Annotated in this window: 24 protein-coding genes and 1 pseudogene; 11 read left to right on the top strand and 14 right to left on the bottom strand. The window is 62.0% G+C overall.

All coding sequences use genetic code 11. The features are described from left to right. Positions 1-114: 114 nt before the first annotated feature. On the top strand, positions 115-723 hold the full coding sequence (locus LOZ74_RS08455; RefSeq protein ID WP_230293690.1) for a hypothetical protein: 609 nt from the start codon (positions 115-117) through the stop codon (positions 721-723). A 129-nt stretch (positions 724-852) separates the two neighbouring features. After that, entirely contained in the window at positions 853-1,830 is a 978-nt protein-coding gene (locus LOZ74_RS08450; RefSeq protein WP_230293689.1) for a formylglycine-generating enzyme family protein, read from the top strand. A gap of 194 nt (positions 1,831-2,024) precedes the next feature. Here the strand turns inward: LOZ74_RS08450 and LOZ74_RS08445 are convergent. Beyond that, a protein-coding gene (locus LOZ74_RS08445) for an IS5 family transposase (protein WP_230291444.1) occupies positions 2,025-2,782 on the bottom strand; the annotation gives its coding sequence in 2 pieces (ribosomal slippage) (positions 2,025-2,449 and positions 2,449-2,782; 759 coding nt in all). Between the two features lie 171 nt (positions 2,783-2,953). Between LOZ74_RS08445 and LOZ74_RS08440 the strand changes: the two genes are divergently transcribed. Next, positions 2,954-3,736: a sensor histidine kinase gene (locus LOZ74_RS08440; RefSeq protein WP_230293688.1), complete on the top strand. Its 783-nt coding sequence runs from the start codon at positions 2,954-2,956 to the stop codon at positions 3,734-3,736. Here LOZ74_RS08440 and LOZ74_RS08435 read toward each other — a convergent pair. Next, a complete protein-coding gene (locus tag LOZ74_RS08435) occupies positions 3,723-4,373 on the bottom strand; it encodes a response regulator transcription factor (RefSeq protein ID WP_230281117.1) in 651 nt (216 codons plus the stop codon). The genes LOZ74_RS08440 and LOZ74_RS08435 overlap by 14 nt on opposite strands. 916 nt (positions 4,374-5,289) lie before the next feature. Here LOZ74_RS08435 and LOZ74_RS08430 point away from each other — a divergent pair. Beyond that, positions 5,290-5,502 carry a hypothetical protein gene (locus LOZ74_RS08430; protein WP_230293687.1) on the top strand — a complete coding sequence of 71 codons (213 nt, stop codon included), beginning with the start codon at positions 5,290-5,292 and terminating at the stop codon, positions 5,500-5,502. 15 nt (positions 5,503-5,517) lie between these two features. Here the strand turns inward: LOZ74_RS08430 and LOZ74_RS08425 are convergent, their stop codons facing one another. Then, the gene (locus LOZ74_RS08425; RefSeq protein ID WP_230293686.1) at positions 5,518-7,059 is read right to left on the bottom strand and encodes a DASS family sodium-coupled anion symporter; all 1,542 of its coding nucleotides are present in this window, start codon (positions 7,057-7,059) and stop codon (positions 5,518-5,520) included. A 100-nt stretch (positions 7,060-7,159) separates the two neighbouring features. On the opposite strand from LOZ74_RS08425, the gene LOZ74_RS08420 reads away from it, so the two are divergent. Then, positions 7,160-7,528: a PilZ domain-containing protein gene (locus LOZ74_RS08420; protein WP_230293685.1), complete on the top strand. Its 369-nt coding sequence runs from the start codon at positions 7,160-7,162 to the stop codon at positions 7,526-7,528. Between the two features lie 45 nt (positions 7,529-7,573). On the opposite strand, the gene LOZ74_RS08415 is transcribed toward LOZ74_RS08420, so the two are convergent. Then, entirely contained in the window at positions 7,574-7,774 is a 201-nt protein-coding gene (locus LOZ74_RS08415) for a metal-sensitive transcriptional regulator (protein ID WP_370638890.1), read from the bottom strand. Between the two features lie 76 nt (positions 7,775-7,850). Between LOZ74_RS08415 and LOZ74_RS08410 the strand changes: the two are divergent. After that, positions 7,851-9,582, top strand: a pseudogene (locus tag LOZ74_RS08410) (multicopper oxidase domain-containing protein). Next, positions 9,579-10,574: a copper resistance protein B gene (locus LOZ74_RS08405; protein WP_230293683.1), complete on the top strand. Its 996-nt coding sequence runs from the start codon at positions 9,579-9,581 to the stop codon at positions 10,572-10,574. The pseudogene LOZ74_RS08410 and the gene LOZ74_RS08405 overlap by 4 nt, the downstream one beginning before the upstream one ends. Here the strand turns inward: LOZ74_RS08405 and LOZ74_RS08400 are convergent. The 10 genes from LOZ74_RS08400 to LOZ74_RS08355 all read right to left on the bottom strand — a co-directional run bounded on the left by LOZ74_RS08400 (position 10,543) and on the right by LOZ74_RS08355 (position 17,983). After that, positions 10,543-11,010: a MarR family winged helix-turn-helix transcriptional regulator gene (locus LOZ74_RS08400; protein ID WP_230293682.1), complete on the bottom strand. Its 468-nt coding sequence runs from the start codon at positions 11,008-11,010 to the stop codon at positions 10,543-10,545. The two genes, LOZ74_RS08405 and LOZ74_RS08400, sit on opposite strands and share 32 nt — an antisense overlap. A gap of 492 nt (positions 11,011-11,502) precedes the next feature. After that, a complete protein-coding gene (locus LOZ74_RS08395; RefSeq protein ID WP_230293681.1) occupies positions 11,503-11,673 on the bottom strand; it encodes a hypothetical protein in 171 nt (56 codons plus the stop codon). Beyond that, entirely contained in the window at positions 11,673-12,458 is a 786-nt protein-coding gene (locus LOZ74_RS08390) for a sigma-70 family RNA polymerase sigma factor (RefSeq protein ID WP_230293680.1), read from the bottom strand. The genes LOZ74_RS08395 and LOZ74_RS08390 overlap by 1 nt, the downstream gene beginning before the upstream one ends. Beyond that, positions 12,455-14,515: a flagellar biosynthesis protein FlhA gene (locus tag LOZ74_RS08385; RefSeq protein ID WP_230293679.1), complete on the bottom strand. Its 2,061-nt coding sequence runs from the start codon at positions 14,513-14,515 to the stop codon at positions 12,455-12,457. Before LOZ74_RS08385 ends, LOZ74_RS08390 begins: the two co-directional genes overlap by 4 nt. A gap of 41 nt (positions 14,516-14,556) precedes the next feature. Beyond that, the gene (locus LOZ74_RS08380) at positions 14,557-15,384 is read right to left on the bottom strand and encodes a transglycosylase SLT domain-containing protein (protein WP_230293678.1); all 828 of its coding nucleotides are present in this window, start codon (positions 15,382-15,384) and stop codon (positions 14,557-14,559) included. A gap of 57 nt (positions 15,385-15,441) precedes the next feature. After that, positions 15,442-15,768, bottom strand: coding sequence for a flagellar protein FlgN (locus tag LOZ74_RS08375; RefSeq protein WP_230293677.1), 327 nt, complete (start codon positions 15,766-15,768; stop codon positions 15,442-15,444). Further along, positions 15,765-16,040 (bottom strand): flagellar biosynthesis anti-sigma factor FlgM, encoded by a 276-nt coding sequence (gene flgM, locus LOZ74_RS08370; RefSeq protein WP_230293676.1) that lies wholly within the window; start codon positions 16,038-16,040, stop codon positions 15,765-15,767. Before flgM ends, LOZ74_RS08375 begins: the two co-directional genes overlap by 4 nt. 94 nt (positions 16,041-16,134) lie before the next feature. Then, a complete protein-coding gene (locus tag LOZ74_RS08365; RefSeq protein ID WP_230293675.1) occupies positions 16,135-16,635 on the bottom strand; it encodes a flagella basal body P-ring formation protein FlgA in 501 nt (166 codons plus the stop codon). 269 nt (positions 16,636-16,904) lie between these two features. Then, positions 16,905-17,300 carry a hypothetical protein gene (locus tag LOZ74_RS08360; protein WP_230293674.1) on the bottom strand — a complete coding sequence of 132 codons (396 nt, stop codon included), beginning with the start codon at positions 17,298-17,300 and terminating at the stop codon, positions 16,905-16,907. Next, the gene (locus LOZ74_RS08355; RefSeq protein WP_230293673.1) at positions 17,300-17,983 is read right to left on the bottom strand and encodes a MotA/TolQ/ExbB proton channel family protein; all 684 of its coding nucleotides are present in this window, start codon (positions 17,981-17,983) and stop codon (positions 17,300-17,302) included. The genes LOZ74_RS08360 and LOZ74_RS08355 overlap by 1 nt, the downstream gene beginning before the upstream one ends. Before the next feature lie 229 nt (positions 17,984-18,212). On the opposite strand from LOZ74_RS08355, the gene flgB reads away from it, so the two are divergent. Genes flgB through LOZ74_RS08335 form a run of 4 tightly spaced genes read left to right on the top strand, consistent with a single transcriptional unit; the run spans position 18,213 to position 20,051 of the window. Next, a complete protein-coding gene (gene flgB, locus LOZ74_RS08350; protein ID WP_230293672.1) occupies positions 18,213-18,560 on the top strand; it encodes a flagellar basal body rod protein FlgB in 348 nt (115 codons plus the stop codon). A gap of 2 nt (positions 18,561-18,562) precedes the next feature. Next, positions 18,563-18,970, top strand: a complete 408-nt coding sequence (flgC, locus tag LOZ74_RS08345) for a flagellar basal body rod protein FlgC (protein WP_230281135.1) — start codon at positions 18,563-18,565, stop codon at positions 18,968-18,970. After that, entirely contained in the window at positions 18,967-19,239 is a 273-nt protein-coding gene (locus LOZ74_RS08340; RefSeq protein ID WP_230281136.1) for a flagellar hook assembly protein FlgD, read from the top strand. Before flgC ends, LOZ74_RS08340 begins: the two co-directional genes overlap by 4 nt. Before the next feature lie 5 nt (positions 19,240-19,244). Further along, positions 19,245-20,051: a flagellar hook-basal body protein gene (locus tag LOZ74_RS08335; RefSeq protein ID WP_230293671.1), complete on the top strand. Its 807-nt coding sequence runs from the start codon at positions 19,245-19,247 to the stop codon at positions 20,049-20,051. Position 20,052: the final 1 nt, after the last annotated feature.

The following is a 20,052-nucleotide window of genomic DNA, read 5'->3' as shown; positions in this document are numbered from 1 at the left end:
CAATTCGCAGGACCTGTCCGTCGCGGTCAGCAAGGGCACCGCCCCGCCCGAGGATGTGCCGCTGATACCCCTCTCCCCTCTGTCACCACGCGGCGCATCGAATCCGATACGGAAATGGCCGGGTTCAAGGCCGATCTGTGGCTGTTCCCGCCCGTCAACGTGTTCATCGCCATCGGCAAGGTGAAAGGCGTCAACGAGATCGACGTCGATATCGATCTGGACGAGCTGGTCCCCGCCCCTTTCTGCCGGCCGGCCAAGCCGTGCGGCACGATCAACCTGCCGTTCGAGGCAGAGGTCGATAATGCCACCATCACATTGGGCACCATCCTCGTCTATGGCAGCGAGGACTGGTTCATATCGGGCTCGGCAGCCAAGACATTGTCGGTCTCGTCCAAAGAGCGTTCGGATGTCGAATCGACCAATTTCGCCTTTCGCGGGGGTCCGCGATTTCAGGTGGGAGAGGACAGCTATGTCACCCCCTATATGGGCGCGAATTATTTCGACCTGCAAACGCGCGTGCGCGGCGTGGTGTCGACCGGACCGTTTTTCGAAGACGGCGATCCGGTCAATCTGCGCTATGACGTGGAGCTTGAAGCCAGCCACCCATGGGCCCTGCTTGTCGGCATGAATGTCGAACTGACCCGTCACATCAATCTGCAAGGCGAAGTTCAGGCGGGCGAGCGTTCCACCCGCGGGCTGACCACGGTATCATTGCGTTTCTAGGTGTTTACCCGCAGCATTGATTGCGGACATTACTGATGGAAGATGGCGTCCGTTGGGCCGAGAATGCCCGCCGCGCGCCAGATTTGAATGACCGGCCCGATTTCCGGCAAATGCTCAGGAGCTTTCCCTATGGCCCACACGGCCGCCAATTCCGCACCGCAACCGCAAGCGCTGACCGATGGTATGATCTATCTGGAAGGCGGAAGCTTTTGGATGGGATCGGACGACCATTACCAGGAGGAAAAGCCCGCTCACAAGGTCAAGGTCGATCCGTTCTGGATCGATCCCACCCCCGTGACGACGCGCGATTTCGCCGCTTTTGTCGAGGCGACCGGCCATGTGACGACCGCTGAGGTCGCACCCGATCCTGCCGATTATCCGGGCGCCCTGCCCGAAATGCTATATGCCGCATCGCTGGTGTTCCAACCGCCGGGCCGTCCGGTATCGCTGCACGATTTCTCGCAATGGTGGGATTACCGCGCCGATGCTAACTGGCGCCAGCCACTGGGTTCCGGCACGTCGGTCGAGGGGCTGGAGGATCATCCGGTTACCCATGTCTCGTTCTTCGACGTGCAGGCCTATGCCGAATGGGCGGGCAAGGAATTGCCGACCGAAGCCGAATGGGAATTCGCCGCACGCGGCGGTCTGGACCGCACGGAATATGCGTGGGGCGAAGAATTGATGCCCGGCGGCAAGGCCATGGCCAACACGTGGCAAGGCGCGTTTCCGAACGAGAATACGCTGGACGACGGTTTTATGCGCACATCGCCGGTGCGCAACTATGACGCGAACGGCTATGGCATTTTCGATATGATCGGCAATGTGTGGGAATGGACGGGCGATTATTTCGCGGCGGGCCATTCGGTCACCAAGGGCAGTTCCTGCTGCGGTCCGCGCAATCCGCGCGGCGCTGCGCTTGAGGAAAGCTATGATCCGGCCATGCCCGAGGTGCGCATCGCGCGGCGCGTTCTGAAGGGCGGCTCGCATCTCTGCGCACCCAATTACTGCCGCCGCTACCGCCCTGCCGCACGCCACGCCCAGCCGGAGGATACGTCGACCAGCCATGTCGGCTTCCGCCTGATCGTGCGTGCGCCGGCAGCGGGATGACACATTTGTTAGAATCCGGTTGCATGAAAACTTAACATGCAGTTCTATTTTGTTTGACAAAACGGGCCGCATGGCGGAACTTATCGATCCATCCCCCTATATTAATTAATATTTCTGGAGATTTGCCAGATTATTGATCGCGTTAACTAGTCTTAAAACCGACATGTTTGCGGCTTAGGCTCAGGACTCGTTGATCACAGCCAGAAGAGCACTGTTGCGGCCAGAGTGAGTGCGGAAAAGAAGACGGTTGGGCAGCGGTCGTATCGCGTTGCCACACGGCGCCAATCCTTGAGGCGGCCGAACATGATCTCGATGCGGTTGCGGCGTTTGTATCGGCGCTTGTCGTATTTGACGGGCATCGAGCGGGATTTACGGCCGGGAATGCAGGGCTTGATGCCCTTCTGCTCGAGCGCGTCGCGGAACCACTCGGCGTCATAGCCCCGGTCGGCCAGCATCCACTCTGCTTTTGGCAGGTCGTCGAGCAGAGCCGCCGCTCCGGTGTAGTCGCTGACCTGGCCAGCTGTGATGAAGAAGCTCAGAGGACGTCCGTTGGCATCGGTGATGGCGTGCAGCTTGGTGTTCATGCCGCCCTTGGTCCGTCCGATCAGGCGCCCGAGATCCCCTTTTTTACCCCAAGGCTGGAAGCCGTGCGGTGGGCCTTGAGATAGGTCGCATCGATCATGACGGTCTGGGGTTCGGCCCTCTGGGCGGACAGACCTTCCATCATCCGGCTAAACACGCCCATCTCGCCCCACCGCTTCCAGCGGTTATACAATGTCTTGTGTGGTCCATATTCCCTCGGCGCATCCCGCCAGCGCAGGCCGTTGCGGTTGACGAAAATGATCCCGCTCAGCACACGCCGGTCATCAACCCGAGGTTTGCCATGGCTCTTGGGGAAATAGGGCGACAGGCGCGCCATTTGCTCGTCCGTCAGCCAATACAGGTCGTTCATGATCAATCTCCTCCCGGAGCCTGAATCACATCGCCTCTCGCCAATCAATGGGTCCTGAGCCTAGCAATGTAACACCTCGCTCTTCGGAAAGTGGGAGAACGGTCGGGTAAAAATGCCCGACTCGCAGGAATTCCGAAGAGAGGAATGCATGAACGCTTCGGGGGAACACACATGCGTTCGAGTAATACGGGCTTCGCAACCGGCAACGGCTTGCGATACAGGACGAGCGGAAAAGTAGACGACGGATCGGCAGAGGATGCCCATCTTCGCCTTTTGGAAGCGCGCGAGGACGAGCGCCGACAGATCGCCCGCGATTTGCACGATGTAACCGCCCAGCTTTTGCTGGAGCTGGAATTCGCGCTCAACACGATCGACAGCGATGACGAACCGCTGAAAAACCGCGCGCGGGTCAGTGCGCATGACGCGATTTCGCGGCTGCAGTCGCAGGTCCGCTGCGTCAGCTATCTGCTGCATCCACCCGAACTGGCGCGCTATGGCCTCGAACAGACGCTGGAAACGCTCGCCCTGGGGATGAGCGAGCGTTGCGGGATCGATATCCGCTTCCGGTCACGCGGCTATCGCACCGATATTCCCGACGAAACGCAGATGACCATGCTGCGGATCGCGCAGGAAGCTTTGATGAACATCTTCAAGCACAGCCAGTCGAAACGGGCGGAATTCCACCTGTATTGCAATCCGCAATGGATGTGCATGCGGATCCGCGATTTCGGCATCGGCTATCGCGCGCGCAATGCGATCGAGTGTGGCAAGGGCGTCGGTCTGAACAGCATGCGCGAACGGATGGAGGCTTTGGGCGGCACGCTGAATATTCGCGCGCTCGACGGGGGAACCGTTGTCACTGCCGTTACGCGGGTTGCGAAAGCCAAGGCAAAAGAACTGCTTTCGCCCTCAAACACTCATGCAATGACGGAGCGTTTGATCAGGGTTCAATGATATGGTTGCGCACGGCGTAGCGGACGAGGTCGGCTGAGCTTTTGAGGTCCAGCTTGTGCATCGCCGCTGCGCGGTGGGTTTCGACCGTCTTGATCGACAGGTCGAGAATGGCGGCGATTTCCTTGTTGAGCCGTCCCTCGGCGATCAGCTGAACAATCTCACGCTCGCGCGGGGTCAGCGCGGTGACGGTTGAATCCCGCGATGCCATTTCGATAAATCGGTCGAGCAGGGTCTGCGAGACATTGCCCGAGAAATAGGGGCGCTTCACCGCCAGTGCCTCTACCGCAGAGACGAGATGCTTGCTGGCATCCGATTTCAACAGATAGCCGCGCGCGCCCGCCATCAGGACTTCGGCCAGAATATCCTCACGATCATGCATGGTGAAGATCAGGATCTCCGTTCTCGGAAGCTCCTTTTTGATCGCGCGGGTCAGTTCCAGCCCGTTCATCATCGGCAGCGAATAATCCAGCACTGCGATATCGGGTTGTAACGAGCGGATCAGCTCCAGCGCGTCGCGACCGTTCGACGCCTCTCCGACGACACGCCAGTCCGGATGGACCGACAACGCCGACCGCACGCCAAGCCGTATCGTTTCATGATCATCGGCCAGTACGATCCGCCTGATTGGACTGCTCATCACCGCATCCCCCAAGTCAGCCGGCCGATGTTTGCGACAGAAAACATGCCCCATCATCCAATATGCGGCATGATCGGCACATCAGGGTTTACCCTGAGAGTTTCGATGGCCCGCCCCGATATATTGTTTCCGATCAGGATCGCTGTCCAGCCGGTTAATCATGCCGGTTCGCAATTGACCGCAATCCGCCGCATCTCAGGCCAAATCCCGCAGTTTCTGGGCGCAACTCCCCATATCGCCGGACTGTCTCGCCTGACATTGGAGCCGCGGGCCGGAAGGATCGAAGCCACACACCAGAGCTTTCCGGCCCAAACCCGATCCATAGTCAACGCCGAACCGACAGGCCGGTCGCCATGGGCGTGAAGGCCCCCGCTTCCGGGCTAGGACGGGCGGGATCAGGAAGCGGGGGCAAACGTGATCGGACCGGCATTCGCCATACCCGATCGCGTTCAGCTTTGGCGCCCAGGCATCGGTCAGGCCGTAACGGACAGGCCGCGACTGGCAAGGACGCAAGGACCATGGCAAGAAATTGGCGTTTCCCAATCCGGACGATGCATCGTCCGGCCACGGCTGCATTGTACGATTCTCCGCCCGCGCCCCCAATCGGGGATTCCCCTTGGCTGAAGCGGAGCGCCCCCGAAGTCGCGCGATGAAAACAGGCAGGGGAGCAAAGGAAATCACCCTTGCCGCTTGCTGACACAAAGGTAATTTGAACATTGCTGCAGGGGAGGAAATCGACATGACTTCGACAGTAAAACGGACGCGGGCTGGGATTGTGTTTGCCATCTCGTGCGCCGGAATGACGGCTGCCGCATGTTCGCCGATAGCGAAACCTGCGGCCCGAACGGCTGATGATCCGGTTGCGCTGGGGCACGAGTTTGCAGTCACCCGTTGTGCGTCGTGCCATGCCGTCGAATTGACCGGCCTTTCGCCCAATCCGCAATCACCGCGTTTCGAAGCGGTGGTGAACCGGCCGGGCGTTACGCAGGAAACGCTGGTTCCGTGGCTCAATAATTCGCATAACTTCCCGCAGGACATGAACTTTGAAATCGCGCCAGAGGATATCGACCACCTCGCTGCCTATATGATGACGCTGCAGCATGCCGGTTTCCGCCCGATCCCGCAGTGATCGCTGCCGGTCCGGTTAAAAGCGGATGCCCATGGCCAGTCCGCCCAGCCAATAGCAGAACAGCGTGATCAGCAGCACGCCGACCAGATTCAGCACGAAACCGCCACGGGCCATCTCGGCGATCGAAACGCGGCCGGTGCTGAACACGATGGCATTGGGCGGTGTGCCGACAGGCAGCATAAAGGCGCAGGTCGCCGCGAAAGCCGCCGGCACCAGCAGCGACATCGGATCGGCGTTCATTCCCAGCGCCACCGCGCCCAGAATGGGGATGAAGGTTGCTGCCGTTGCCGTATTGCTCGTCACTTCGGTCAGGAAAATGACCAATGCGACCACCGCGGCCACCAGCAGCAAAGCTGGCAATGTGGCCAGTCCGGCGACCAGCGACCCCAGCCAGCTGTCGAGCCCCGTCGCCGCGACCCCCATCGCAAGGCTGAGCCCGCCGCCGAACAACAGCAATACGCCCCACGGAAGACCTTCCTCTGCGTCCTTCCATGTCAGCACCATTTCCGAATTGCCCCGCGCGGGAAGGATGAACAGGGCCACCCCTGCCGCAATGGCAATCGCCGCATCGTCCAGCGCGCCCATCCATGCTGGCAGATCGACCAGCCCCGCCAATATGCCCGGCGCAATCCACAAGAGTGCGGCGCAACAGAATACGCCCAGCACCATTTTCTCGCCCTGACTGACCGGGCCAAGGCGGGCATATTGATCGTCGATCATCGCCCTGCCGCCCGAGATTTCCCCGATGTCAAAGCGGTAAAGCAGGCGGGTCATCAGGAACCAGCCGATCAGGATAAAGGCAAAGGCGGTCGGCACGCCGATCACCATCCAGTCGACAAATCCGATCCGGACGCCCAGCTCGGTCGCCGCGTAACCCGCGATAATCGCATTGGGCGGGCTGCCCAATAATGTGCCCAGCCCGCCCATACTGGCCGACCATGCGATTGCCAGCATCATGCAGAGGCCGAACCGGTGGATGCTGTCCGTGTTATCAACGCTGTGGCCATTGTCATCCGCGACCAGCGCGATAACCGATATGCCGATCGGCAGCATCATCAGCGTGGTGGCGGTGTTCGATACCCACATCGACAGAAAACCGGTTGCCAGCATCATGCCCAGCACGATCTGGCGCGGGCGCGTGCCGACCAGACGCAAGGTGAGCAGTGCGACACGGCGGTGCAGGTTCCATTTTTCCAGAGCAATGGCGATCAGAAATCCGCCAAGAAACAGAAAGACAATCGGACTGGCATAGGGGGCCGTTGCCTCGGCCACGGTCAGCGGAGTGAATACGGGCAAAAGGACGATCGGCAAAAGCGCGGTCGCGGCCAGCGGAATGGCCTCTGTCATCCACCAAAGTGCCATTAATGTCGCGATCGCGGCCACATAACGTGCATCTTCGGACAGGCCTTGCGCGCCCGAAAGGCCGATCCAGACGAACGATGCGCACAGCGGGCCCAATGCGCGGACCGACCAGACGAACAGCTTCGAGCGCTCCCCCGCTGTCATGATCCGCCCCGCCTCTCTTGGTCCGCTTCTTCCCGCCAGCGATAGCGACATTCCCGACCGCCCCGCAAGTGGGCTCGAATTTCGCAGACGGGAACCTGTTCTTAACCCCGATGCGCTAGAATTGCGGAGCGAAACACTATGGGACCACAAGATGTCGCGGCGAGAGCACGAGCGCCTCAACTCTGACCGGCCGGTCGAATGCCGTATCGATGGCCGTCATTTCATGGCGGTTCTTTACAATGTATCGATCTCGGGCTGCATGATCGAGGTGCCGCTCAACCGCGTCATCGACGGGGATCGCGTGCATCTGAAAGACGGAAATATCCGCATGTCAGGTGTTGTGGTCTGGCACGACGAGCGCAATGCCGGCCTGCGGTTCGACCAACCTTTGCACGAGGCAGTGGTCCGCTTTCTCGGCTATGATCCCGCGAAGGGAGAGCCGCTGATGCCGACCGACCGTTTCGGCCGCGCCCTGCCCCGCCTGCCGCGCAGCGATCGTTTCTTTTCGGATAGTCGCTGATCGATCTGGCGCCGAACCATCCAGCGCTGATCCACCCGCCAGGGCCTAGCGGCGCTGGCGTTCATCCAGTTCCACCAGCTCGTATAACTTGGCCCTTTGCTCTGTCGCGTCGCCCAATGCGATAGCTTCGGCCACACAGCAGGCCGCGTGGTCCTTCAAAATCTCGCTCTCCGCCTTGGCAAGCGCGGAGCGGACGGCTTGGAGCTGCGTCAGTATATCGATGCAATAGCAGTCCTCCTCAACCATGCGGGCAAGACCTTGTACCTGACCCGCAATACGCTTCAGCCGATTGCCTCTTGAGATACCCCCAAGGGGTATAAAAATGCGGCGGGGAGGAGTAAAGCGTGCGCACATCGCCAACATCACCATCCCGCAAGGCAATCGCAACATCGACCGGCGCACGGCGCTGCGCGGCGGCCTGGCTGCCATCGGGGGCAGCGCCCTCCCCTTGCCCGCATGGGCGGCGGGGCTGGGCCTGCACCACGCGGCCAAAGGTTTCGGAACACTCTCGGGCGAGGTGATCGATCTTTCCATCGATTGCACCCATTTTACAACGGGCAGACGCAGTGGCCATGCGGTGGCTGTGAATAGCACGATCCCCGGCCCGCTGATCCGGCTGCGCGAGGGGCAGGATGTGACGATCAATGTCGCCAATCGTCTGGACGAGGATAGCTCGATCCATTGGCACGGCATGCTCGTCCCATTCCAGTTCGATGGTGTGCCCGGCGTCAGCTTCCCCGGCATCGGCCCGCGCAACAGCTTTACCTATCGCTTTCCGGTGCGGCAGGCGGGCACCTAATTGGTGGCACAGCCATTCCGGATTACAGGAACAGATCGGCCATTATGGCCCGCTCATCGTCGATCCCGCAGCTGCGGATCCGCATGAATACGACCGCGAATTCGTATTGATCCTGTCCGAATTCACGCCGCATTACCCGCATACGGTCATGCGCAATCTGAAAGTGGGCGAGCATTACTACAACCGCCAGATGATGACGCTGAACGAAGGCGGCATGACTTTGGCGGATCGGTTGAAATGGGGTCGCATGCGTATGAATCCGCGCGACATTTCGGATGTCACCGGCGCGGAATATGCCTATCTGATCAACGGCTACGGTACGGCGGACAATCTGCAACTGCTTTTTCAGGCAGGAGCGCGCGTGCGCCTGCCCATCATCAACGGCAGCGCGATGACATTCTTCAACATCCGCATCCCGCGCACCGAGATGAACGTCGTTCAGGCCTACGGGCAGGACGTCGCCCCCGTTGTGGTGGCCGAGTTGCAGATCGGCGTCGCGGAAACCTATGATGTGATCGTCAGTCCCACGGCTGGCGCGCATGTCATCGTGGCATAGGCGATCGACCGTTCGGGCATGGCCATCGCCAGCCTGACCAGCATAGCGGGCGACCGTACGGAGCCGCCTGCCCTGCGCGATCCGGTGACACTGATCATGGCGGACATGGGCATGATGGCGGAACACGCCGACATGGATCATTCCATGCGCGACAAATCTTCCGTTCCCGAAACGTTCAAGGTCGGCGCGGGGGTCGACATGATCGCGCCCATGCCGATCGACCGGATGGATTTTCCCGGCCTCGGCCTCGACAAAGTCGGTCACCGCGTGCTACGCCACAGCAATCTGAAAGCCTTGCGGCCCAATCCGGTCCGCCCGCCCGAGCGGCAGATGGAAATCCATCTAATCGGCAATATGGAACGCTATATGTGGTCCTTCGACGGGCAGAAGCTGAATGCGGTCAGCGACCATCCCATACGGTTCGCTTTCGACGAGCGGGTGCGCGTGAAGTTGGTCAACGATACGATGATGGCGCATCCGATCCATCTTCACGGCCATTTCTTCGAACTGGTGAACGGCGCAGACGATGCGCATCAACCGCTGAAACGCATGCTGATCGTGCAACCGGGCGGCACGGCCACTTTCGACTTGACCGCGAACGAGCCGGGCGATTGGGCCTTTCACTGCCATCTGCTGTATCACATGCATTCGGGCATGTTTCAGGTTGTCACCGTGCGCCCGCTGGATGGCGCGCGATGAAGCGCTTTCTTCTCCTGCTCGTTGCAGGCTTCCCCGTGCAAGCCAAGGCGCAATCGCATGACATGCACAGCGATCATTCCGGCCACCAGATGTCGCCGGAACCCCAGCCTGATAGCGTCGCGGAAGATCCGCCGAAGCATGATCACGCGCCGATGGACCATGCGGCGATGGGGCACGCCATGCAAGGCGACGCGGCGCAGTCCGAAACGGCAACACTGCCCACCGCTACCCCGCCAGCAGCCTTTTCAGGGCCCGGGCGCGCCGCCGATACGATCTGGGGTGCAGATGCAATGCGCGACAGCCGCACCGAATTTTACCGCGAAAACGGCGGCATGCGCTTTGGCCAGTTTTTGGCGGAAAGGCTGGAGGCACGTCTGGGCGATGAGGATGGCTATCTTTGGGATATTCAGGACTTTTATGGCAGCGATCTCAACCGGCTGACAATCAAGTCGGAAGGCGAAAGCCCTTTCCAAGGCGACATAGAAGATGCCGAGATACAGGCGCTGTGGTCGCATGCCATCGGGCCGTGGTTCGATGTGCAGGCCGGTATAAAGCAGGGTCTGCAATCGGGCGGACGCACCCATGGTGTGCTTGGCGTGCAGGGACTTGCGCCCTATAATCTTGGAACCGATGCCGCGCTCTTTCTGTCCGACAAGGGGGAACTGACGGCTCGGATCGAAGTCGAATACGACCAGAAAAACACGCAAGACCTGATCCTCCAGCCCCGGGTGGAACTGGCGCTGTCTGCTCAGGACATTCCCGAACAGCAGCTTGGATCGGGAGTGACGGGGATAGAGGCGGGGCTGCGCTTGCGTTACCGGATCTCGCCCGAATGCGCGCCCCATATCGGGTATGATTTCAGCTGGCAATTCGGAGATACCAAGCTTTTCGCCCATGCATCGGGAGAGGACGCGTCGACGGGCGCCCTCGTAATTGGCATCCGCACGTGGTTCTGGGCCCCTAGTTCTCGCAAACGCGGCGCAGCATATTGAACAGCAATTCGCGCTCTTCTGGCGACAGGCCCTCTGCCATGCGGTTTTGCACGTCGACGGCAATGGCCATGCATTGGCGCGTCAGTTCCCGCCCCTCGTCGGTAAGGACCAGCGTGATGACCCGCTTGTCATCGCGCGAACGCGTGCGCTTCAACAGACCGCGCTGCTCCAGACGGTCGAGCGTATAGGTAATCGCCGCTCCGTTCTGGAACCGCAGCCGCGCCACTTCGCTGGGAGTGGATGCACGCCCGAAATAAATCGTCGTCAGCACTCCGAACTGGTGTGAGCTGAGCGCAAAGTCCGACAAGGCGGAGTCGACCTCATCACTGACCTTGTTGAAACTGCGGCGCAGATTGAACGCCAACGACCGTTCGAAAAAATGCTCTTCGACCGGATTTTCTTCGGACCCTTCGTCGGTTTGATCTTGTTTTGCCATGGCTTTATGATCACGAAAACGAGTCACTCGTTTCAACACTCTTCAAATTTTAAGGATTATTCGGCGCGGGTTCAAGTCTGTAAACTTCGGCAGTCTTGTCCGCTAAGACGGAGACCTCGAGAAATGACCTTGAACGCGGGCTAGCGCGGGCCTTGGATCTTATGCAACCGTTGTTAGGATTGCACTGCTACATTCCCGAAAAACCTTGTTAATATAGATAGATAGTCGCTGAAGCGCGAAAGACCGTTCCCGCGAAACATGCTTGAGGGACGATCTCGTCTTCGATAAGTAAATCGCTCCGGCAGTTGGAAAACAGATGTCTTATTACCAGCCGAAAGCTTAGCGTGAACTTAATCGCCCAACCTTTTAATCCGTCACGATCTAACCCGTGGGGATAGGAAACTGGCGACTACGGCGGCTTTGAACTCGCCTTCTAACATCGCCACGAACCCTCGGCGCTTGGGCAATTGCGTCAGCGCGTCGATCATGACCTCACGCCGCGCTGGTCCAGCTCACACCGCAGTATTTTTGCTCCTGCTTCGGCACTGCTGCGCGGTCGGATTGGATCGCGGTCTCCATCTCGCTTTCCTCGCCTGCGCCATCTGCAAGGAACCGGCGGATCAGCTGCCTTGGTCCGCGCGAAAAATCCGGTGCGGAAAACATCAGCTCTGCGCCTCCGGTCCCGCATCGCTGGCCGTCATCGCCGCGCGCAGCCTGTCGAGCGCCTGCGCTTTCAACTGGTGGACGCGCGGTATGCTGACCCCCAGCACGGCCGCGATCTCAGACAGGTTCAGTTCCTCTACAAAGTAAAGCTGGGTGATCATCTGCAATCTTTCGGGCAAGGCGGCGATCGCGGCAGCCAGTAAGGCGCCCTGCTCCGCATCCTGCATGGCAGACAAGCCATCGGGGGTGTCGTCGGCAAAGGCGGCGTTGCTGTCGGAGTAGCACCGGTCGATCGGATCGAAGCGCAAAGGCTCGCTGAACGCGCGCAGCGACGATAATTCACGCGGGCTCACTTCCATCGCTGCCGCCAGTTCGCCATCGCTGGGATTGCGTCCCAATTGCTGTGCCAGCCCATGCGCCGCCGCTTCGATCTCGCGCCGTTTGCGGGCGGCGGTTCGGGTCGTGGGTGCCTCGCGCCGGATCAGGTCGAACATCGCACCGCGCACGCGCATTTTGGCATAGGCGGCAAAGGCGTGCTCGCTCCCCTGCTCCCCTTCACCCAATTCGGACCGCCCGCGGTGACGCTGCGCACATTCGGCCAGCGCCATTAGCCCGACCTGGATCAGATCCTCGATCTCTATGCCGGGCCTTCCGCTGCCATGGGCATGCCATGCCAGCCTTTTGACCATGGGCATAAAGTCCCTGATCCGTTCCTCCGCGCTGCCGGAATAGGCATTGCGGGCGGTCTGCCGCGTTCTGGCAAATGCCGTCTGGTTATGCATCATGCCGCCATCTCCATATTGTCGGCTGCCGCAATCGGGGCGCTGGCACCGATCACCTCGATCACTTCGATGGGCTGGCTGGCAGGCAGTTCGCCGATCGAGATTACGATGACTTCAGGGGTCCGCTGGCGAACCAGCGATGCGATGGCGCGCCGCGATTGGGGCTGAACCACCAGCGCAGGTGGAATGGCCGCAGGCCCGCGCTCGTCCACGATCTGCTTCATGCGGCGGGCAATGGTGGTTGCTAGATCGGGCTCGATCACCGGCCAGCCGGTCACCGGATCGCGCAGCCCCTGCAGGATCGCGCTTTCCAGCCCGCCATCCAGCGTAACCACGGGCAGCGATCGGGTCGGCGGACAGATCCGCCCGACAATGGTCGCGCCCAGATCGCTGCGCACGCGGTCGACCAATGCCTCGTGATCCTGGGTCACCTGTACCGCACGCGAGAGACTGGCGAAGATCGGCACCGGATGGGTGATCGCGATGCCATCCTCCAGCAGGCTGCGCAGCACGCGGGTCACGGCGGCCAGAGACAACGGCTGCGGATGGAAGGTCTCGATCAGGCTGGCCGAATGGGCCTTGGTCGCCTCGATCAGTTCGCGCACCTCGTCCGGCCCCAGCAAATCATGCGCCCGCTCTCCCAGCAACTGGTTCAGATGGGTCGCGATGACCGTGCCCGGATCGACGACAAGGAAACCGGCCGCCGTGGCATGATCGCGATTGCCCTTGTCGATCCACAAGGCGGGGCAGTTGAAGCTGGGGTCGCGGGTCTCATCCCCCTTCAAGTGATGATTGCGGCTGGCCTCTCCCGTATCGATGGCCAGCACACGGCCCGGCTGCACCGCCGCGCCGCCCAGCATGACCCCGCCCAACATGATGCGATAGTCATAGGGCGCCATATCCAGCGCATCGCGCAACCGGAACTGCGGGACGACAAAGCCGAAATTGCGCGACAATTGCTTGCGCACGCCAGTGATGCGGGCCAGCAATGGCGAGCCCTTTTTCTCATCCACCAAGGGGACGAGACCATAACCGAACTCTATGCTGACGAGCGCCATGTCGGTCACCTGATCCAGATCGATGCGATGCGGATCGACGGGCGCTGATATGGCAGCGACCGTCGCAGGCCGTCCGGCGCGCTTTTTCAACCTATGCGCCAGCCAGAATGCCCCCGCCGCTGCGGGCAGAAAGATCGACTGCGGCATGGCGGGGATCATCCCCACGGCAGCGAGCACCACACCCACCGGCAGCCAGCTGCGCGGATCGGCAAATTGCCCGCCGATCTGCCCTGCCAGATCGCGCGCGTCGGATACGCGGGTCACGATCACCGCTGCCGCGATCGACAGCAGCAACGAGGGCACTTGCGCGACCAGAGCATCGCCGATGGCGAGCTGTATATAGGTTTCGGCCGCTTCGCCCGCGGAAAGGCCGTGGGTAATCATGCCAAGGCACAGCCCCGCGATGATGTTCACTGCCAGGATCAGCAGCGCCGCGATCGCATCGCCCTTCACGAATTTCGACGCACCATCCATCGAGCCGTAGAAATCCGCCTCGGTCGCCACTTCGCGGCGGCGGGCCCTCGCTTCGTCGGCCGTCAGAATGCCGGCTGCCAGATCGGCATCGATCGCCATCTGCTTGCCGGGCAAGGCATCGAGGGTGAAACGCGCCGACACTTCGGACACGCGCCCTGCACCCTTCGTCACCACCACCATGTTGATGATCATCAGGATCAGGAAAACGAAAATGCCGACCGCGAAATTGCCGCCGATCAGAAATGCGCCGAACGCTTCGATCACATGGCCCGCCGCGGCACCCCCTTCATGGCCATGCACCAGTACCACGCGGGTGGAAGCGACATTCAGCGCCAGCCGAAGCAAGGTCGCGAATAACAGGACCGAGGGAAAGGACGAGAAATCCAGCGGCTTTTGCGCGTTCATCGCGGCCATCAGGATCGCCACCGACAGCGCGATATTAAGAACAAAGGACACATCCAGCAGCATCGCTGGTACGGGCACGATCATCAGCAGCATCAGTGCGATGATCCCGGCTGGGAGTGCCATCGCGCTGAGATCTGCGGCTCGTTTCGCGGTTGGGGCGGGCGTCACAGGCCGAACCTTTCAAACTGCGAATAGGCTGCCTTGACGGCGGGCGGAGCGGATTGGCCGGTGTCGCCGAAGATCGACTGCAGGCTGGCGGTCATGGATTGTCCGCCCGCGATCCGCCCGGCGACCGGCACGGCCCTGTCCGGAACAGGCAGGCCGTGCCCCGGTTGGGCAGGCCGGTGGGGCAACGGCGAAGCGAACTCGCCCGCGCCATTCATGGCACCCTGTACCTTCGCTTCGATCACGGCCATCACCTCGCCAAGGCTGCGCTCCGCACCCGATGGGTGGCGGAATATGCCGCGATTGGCAGCGCTGGCGGCAGGCAGCAGCGCCGTAGCCGACGCATCGGGATCGCGGGACAGCGCGGTCAGAAAGCGGGAGGCATCGCCGCTGCCGAGGAAATGGGCGAGATAAAGCTCTGCCGCGTCGGGCTGGCGGCCCAGCGTGCGCGCCATTTCGATCCGGTTATCGCCAGCGAGCTCGCCCGCCATCAGGGCCGATGCGGCGGGATCGTAACGCAGGCCCATGATCCGGCCCGCCATCGCCTTGTCGGTGATGCGCCCGTCCGAAATGGCCGCGCTGGCCCAGCCATAGCCGTGCTTTGCGCCGTGGCGTTCCAGCGTGCCCAGCCATGTCGCATTGGTGAACTGGAACAGCCCCGCCGCGCTGGAGGTTGCGGCCTTTGCATCGGGGTTCATCGAGGATTCGATGCGGGCCTGTGCCAGCAGGAAGTCGAAATCCTCTCCGGTGCGCTGCGCGGCGCGGGCGATATCGGCGCGGATCGCTGCGCCGGTGCCGGAGACGGCTTCAATCGGGGGTCCACTCATTTGGGTCAATCCTGTCGGTGACTGTGACAGAACAACCCAAGCAATTACCGTGCCAGTTCAGGCCCCCAGTGCGGCATAGCGTTTCGCGCCATACAGGCGCGGCGAACCGCTCAGCATATCGATCCGCGCCGTGATATTGGCCGCGACAAGATTGCGCATCTGGCGGTTCACCTCGTTCGCGTCGCGGGCGGCGCGGCTCATCGCGCGGCATTCCTCGTCCAGCGAGGCGGCATCGGCATGATCCAGCCGGTCGCACAGGCCCAGCTTGTCGCGCGCAGCCAGCGTAATCGCGTCGAGGTCGAGACCGGCAATCGCTTGCCGCTCACTCTCAAGCACGGCAAGCATCTGCCGCAACGCTTCCTTCAGTTTGACGGTCTCGCTCACTTTTCGGTCCTTAGCATGAAGCCGGCTGCGATCATGGCATCGGCGATTTTCTGCGGCACCAGCGGATAGGTGCCGTCTTCGATGGCCTTGCGGATTTCGGCGACGCGGTCGGCATCGACGGGCGGCGCGCCCGGATCCAGCGCGTCGGAAAGCGCAAGGCCGGAGGCGGCGGGCGCTTTTTGCGGTGCCATGTCCGGCCCCGTGCGAAGGGGTGTTGGGCGGATGTCGCCGGTAAAGACCGGGCGGATCGGTCCGATATCATGCGTTGCCATTTGCGCGTTTCCCTAACAGCGGTCCGAAAGGCAGGACGGATGCGGCAAGGGAAGTTTAAGGGCGGCGCCAGAAAATGGCCTTTCGGGCCGGAGATCAGGCGGAAGGCAGGCTGACCACGCCCGGCGCGGTAATCCGTGCGCGCATGATGTCGGCGCGGCGGCGGGCCTCGGTTACGGGACGCACCTTGATCCAGTCGCCAACCGCGCCGCTTTCCAGCGCCTCTCCGGGGCGGGAGATGGTGAAACCCTGTCCTGCAACCGCAATCGAAACGGCATCGCCGCGTTGCACTGCGATCGCCCCGGCCTCGGCGTCTGCCGCGACCGCTGCCGCGCGTACCGGCATATAGAGCCGCCATCCGCCCGCATCGGGGCATTGCAAGATCAGCGTATCGCGGCCGTCGCTCCGCCAGCCGATATCGACCGGCGCGGCACAGGGGCGCAATTTCAACCTGCGGTCGAGCGGATGCATGGCGCCGCCTTCCTCTCCGATCGCTGCGCCGGTAAACTGCGCGATCCGGTCATCGAGCGCGGCCAGATCCTGAACCGGCGCACCGGCGGCCATCAGCAGGACGATCAGGGCAGAAGCGTTGAACATGGGCGTGGCCTTTCGCAGCGTGTAACGATGTGCATCACGGCTGCGTTGCAAGCTATGTGCCAAGCAATCCGACTATCCGGCGTGGGTGACAAAGGTGACATCTGTCACCCAATGTGTCACCCAGTGTTTTTCCCGGAAATGCGCGGGTTTTCGCGCCTTTGGGTGACATTGTCGGGTTGCGGGGAAATTCGACGTTTTGAAAGAGCCTTGGATAACGGGCGATAGGCCGGATCGGGCGTGTAGGACAGCAAAACCCCCATAGCGCGCCATCAATTGTCATAGGCCAGCACCGCGCCCTGTTCGCGGCTGTCGGGGATCAGCACGATGCGTGCATGGGCGCCCGCACCGGCGGCTTCGGCAGCAAGGCGGGCGGCTTGATCCATCGCGACGGCGGCATTGGCAGGATCGTATCCGATGGTGATTTGCAGGCTCGCCCCCGCGCCCGCCGGGTTTTGCCGCAGCCATTCGCCCAAAGGCGGCGCATCGGGCAATGCGCGATAGATTGCTTGCGGGACCGGATCGGGCGCGGGCAAGTCTGCGGCGCGGTCTGCCGAGGCATATTGCGCGGTCACGATGAAAAGGATCAGGGCCAGATCGGCCAGCATGATCGCCCAGCCCGCCTGCCCCTTCATACCGCGATGCCCCTTTATACCGCGATGAGCCATCACGCGGCGATTACCCTGTCCGCTGCGCCGACCCCGTCTGCCCCGTCCGCCCCGTCGGGCAGGGGGTGAACCACAGCACCCTCCAGCTGCGCGGCAGTCCAGCGCAATAATTCGTCGCGCGCCTGTTCCTCTGCCTCGCCCGAACGGCGGATCGCCTCGGCCAGCGGGGTAAGGACCAGATGGGCCAGCAGCACGCCATACAGCGTGGTCAGCACTGCCGCCGACAGCGCCGCGTTCATCCCTGCGGCCGGATCGGACGGCAATTGCGACAAGGCCAGCAGCGTGCCCGCCAGCCCGAACGCCGGCGCGGTTTCCGCCGCCATGGCCAGCGTGGCGAAGGCACGACGGTTGTCGGCCAGACGCCGCGCGCGATAACGCGCCATCTGCTTGTGAAACAGCGGGATCGAACGCGCGTCGATCATGGCCTTGGCGGCAAGCTGGCTGGCGCGGTCGCGGAAATAATAGGGTTCGGTCCTGACCAGTCCGTCGATCCGCACATCCTGCACCATGCGCGCCAGATCGCTGCGCAGATCGTCGGCGTCGAATTCGCGGGAGGCAAGATGCCGGATCGTCGCCAGCGTGGCGCGGCATTCGCCCAGCCCCGCCCGCAGCAAGGTGGCCAGCGCCGTGCCGCCGACGACGATGGCGGCAGAAACGGGATCGATCAGCGCGGCGAAATCCATGGCTATTGCGGCTCCTTATGCGGGCCAGAACGGATGGCGCGGTGCGTTTTTCAGGGGGCGGCGCGCGATTGCCGCCATACCGGCAAGGCTTTGCCGCAGCCTGTTGCCGCCTGCACGGCCGATCCTGCCGCCACATCCGGAAAAGCGCGAAGAACCGCGGTTTTCGCCCGATTGGCACGGCATTTGCAAACCCATCAACCGACTATCGCACAGCAGGAAAGGGCCGATCATGTCCGGCGATCTGTTTGGAATTCACGGGGCAGCATTGCAATTGCGCTCGCAGCGCATGGGCGTGCTGGCGTCGAATATCGCGAATGCCGGAACCCCCGGTTACAAGGCGCGCGACATCGATGTCGGTGCGGCCCTGTCGCGCGTCGCCGGCGGTACTAGTGTCGATCGGGCCGCTGACGGCGCGACGCTGTTCCGCGTGCCGGTCATCGCCTCGCTCGACGGCAATACGGTCGAGCTGCAGAACGAACAGATCGCATTCTCGGAAAACGCCGTCGGCTATGCCGCCACGCTCGACCTGATCCGCACGCGGGTCGAGACGGTGACCCGCGCGATCCGGGGCGAATGACGATGGCCGACCGCCCCCTGACCGCCTTTACCCTCGCCCAGCGCGGCATGTCGGCCCAGATGGTCCGCATGAACGCGGCGGCCTCGAATCTGGCCAATGCAGGTTCGGTCGCCGCGAGCGAGGGGGAAGCCTATCGCCCCTTGCGCGCCGTTTTCGCCGAGGATCTCGATCGCGCCACCGGCCAGTCCAGCGTGCGCGTCAGCGCCGTGGTGCGCGAGGATACCGCCCCCACCCGCCGCTATGACCCCGGCCATCCGCTGGCCGATGCCAATGGCGAAGTCTGGGTCGCCCCCGTCGATGAGAATGCCGAGATGGTCGAGATGCTGGAAGCATCGCGCCAGTACCAGAACATCGTCGAGGCGCTTTCCACCACCAAGCAACTGATGCTCGACACGATGAGGCTGAAATGACGATTTCCTCTGTGACTTCCGCGACGACCGCAACCGCAAGTTCCTCGACCGGCGGCGGCTTCGCCTCGCTCGACCAAAGCGATTTCCTGAAACTGATGACGGTGCAGATGCAGCATCAGGATCCGTTCGATCCCGTCGACAACAAGGAGATGCTGGCCCAGCTGGCCCAGTTTTCGCAGCTGTCCGCCAGTTCGGAAACGAACAGCGTGCTCGACCAGATTTCCGCCAAGCTCGACGCCATTGCGGCGCTCGCGGCCGGAAAGGAGTAACCCCCATGTCTTTCTATACTTCGCTCAGCGGCCTGAAGAATGCCCAGACGGGCCTGAACGTCACGGCCCATAATATCGCCAATGCCGAAACCAGCGGCTTCAAGAAATCGACCGCCAATTTCGCCGATCTGGTGGCCGGTTCGGCCAACGCCGATCCGCGCATGCTGATCGGGATCGGCTCGTCGGTGGATTCGATCACCCAGAATTTCGACGTTGGCCCGATCGAACAGACGGGCGCTTCGCTCGATCTGGCGATCACGGGCGACGGGTTCTTTTCGACCGTATCGCTGGCCGACGGCAAAACGCTCTATACCCGCAATGGCGGCTTTGGCATCGACGAGGCCGGCAATGTGCAGGACGGCGCGGGCAATGTGCTGCAGATCTTCGCGCCCGGTGCCGATCCGGCGGTCGATGCACCGGTCGGGGCACTCGTCCCGCTGGTCAATGGCGCGGGCAGCGAGTTCGCGGGCATTACCGTCAATACCGACGGGTCGATGATCGCATCCTATGCCGATGGCACCAGCACCGCGCTGGGCACGGTGGCGCTGGCCAACTTCACGACCCCGACGGGGCTGCGGCAGGAAGGGTCGTCGAACTGGTCCTCGACCGGCATTTCGGGTGTCGCCACCTACGGCGCGCCGAATACGGGGCGCAATGGCGGCATCATGTCGGGCGCGATCGAAAGGTCGAATGTCGATCTGTCGGAAGAGCTGGTCAGCCTGATCACCGCGCAACGCTATTTCCAGGCCAATGCCAAGGCGATCGATACGGCGACGCAGATCAGCCAGACGATCATCAACCTCAGGACCTGAT

This window comes from Croceicoccus sp. Ery5 (assembly GCF_020985325.1).
Taxonomy (GTDB): Bacteria; Pseudomonadota; Alphaproteobacteria; order Sphingomonadales; family Sphingomonadaceae; genus Croceicoccus.
The sequence above is the reverse complement of the archived record's forward strand: the minus strand, read 5'-3'. Positions and strand labels throughout refer to the sequence as shown.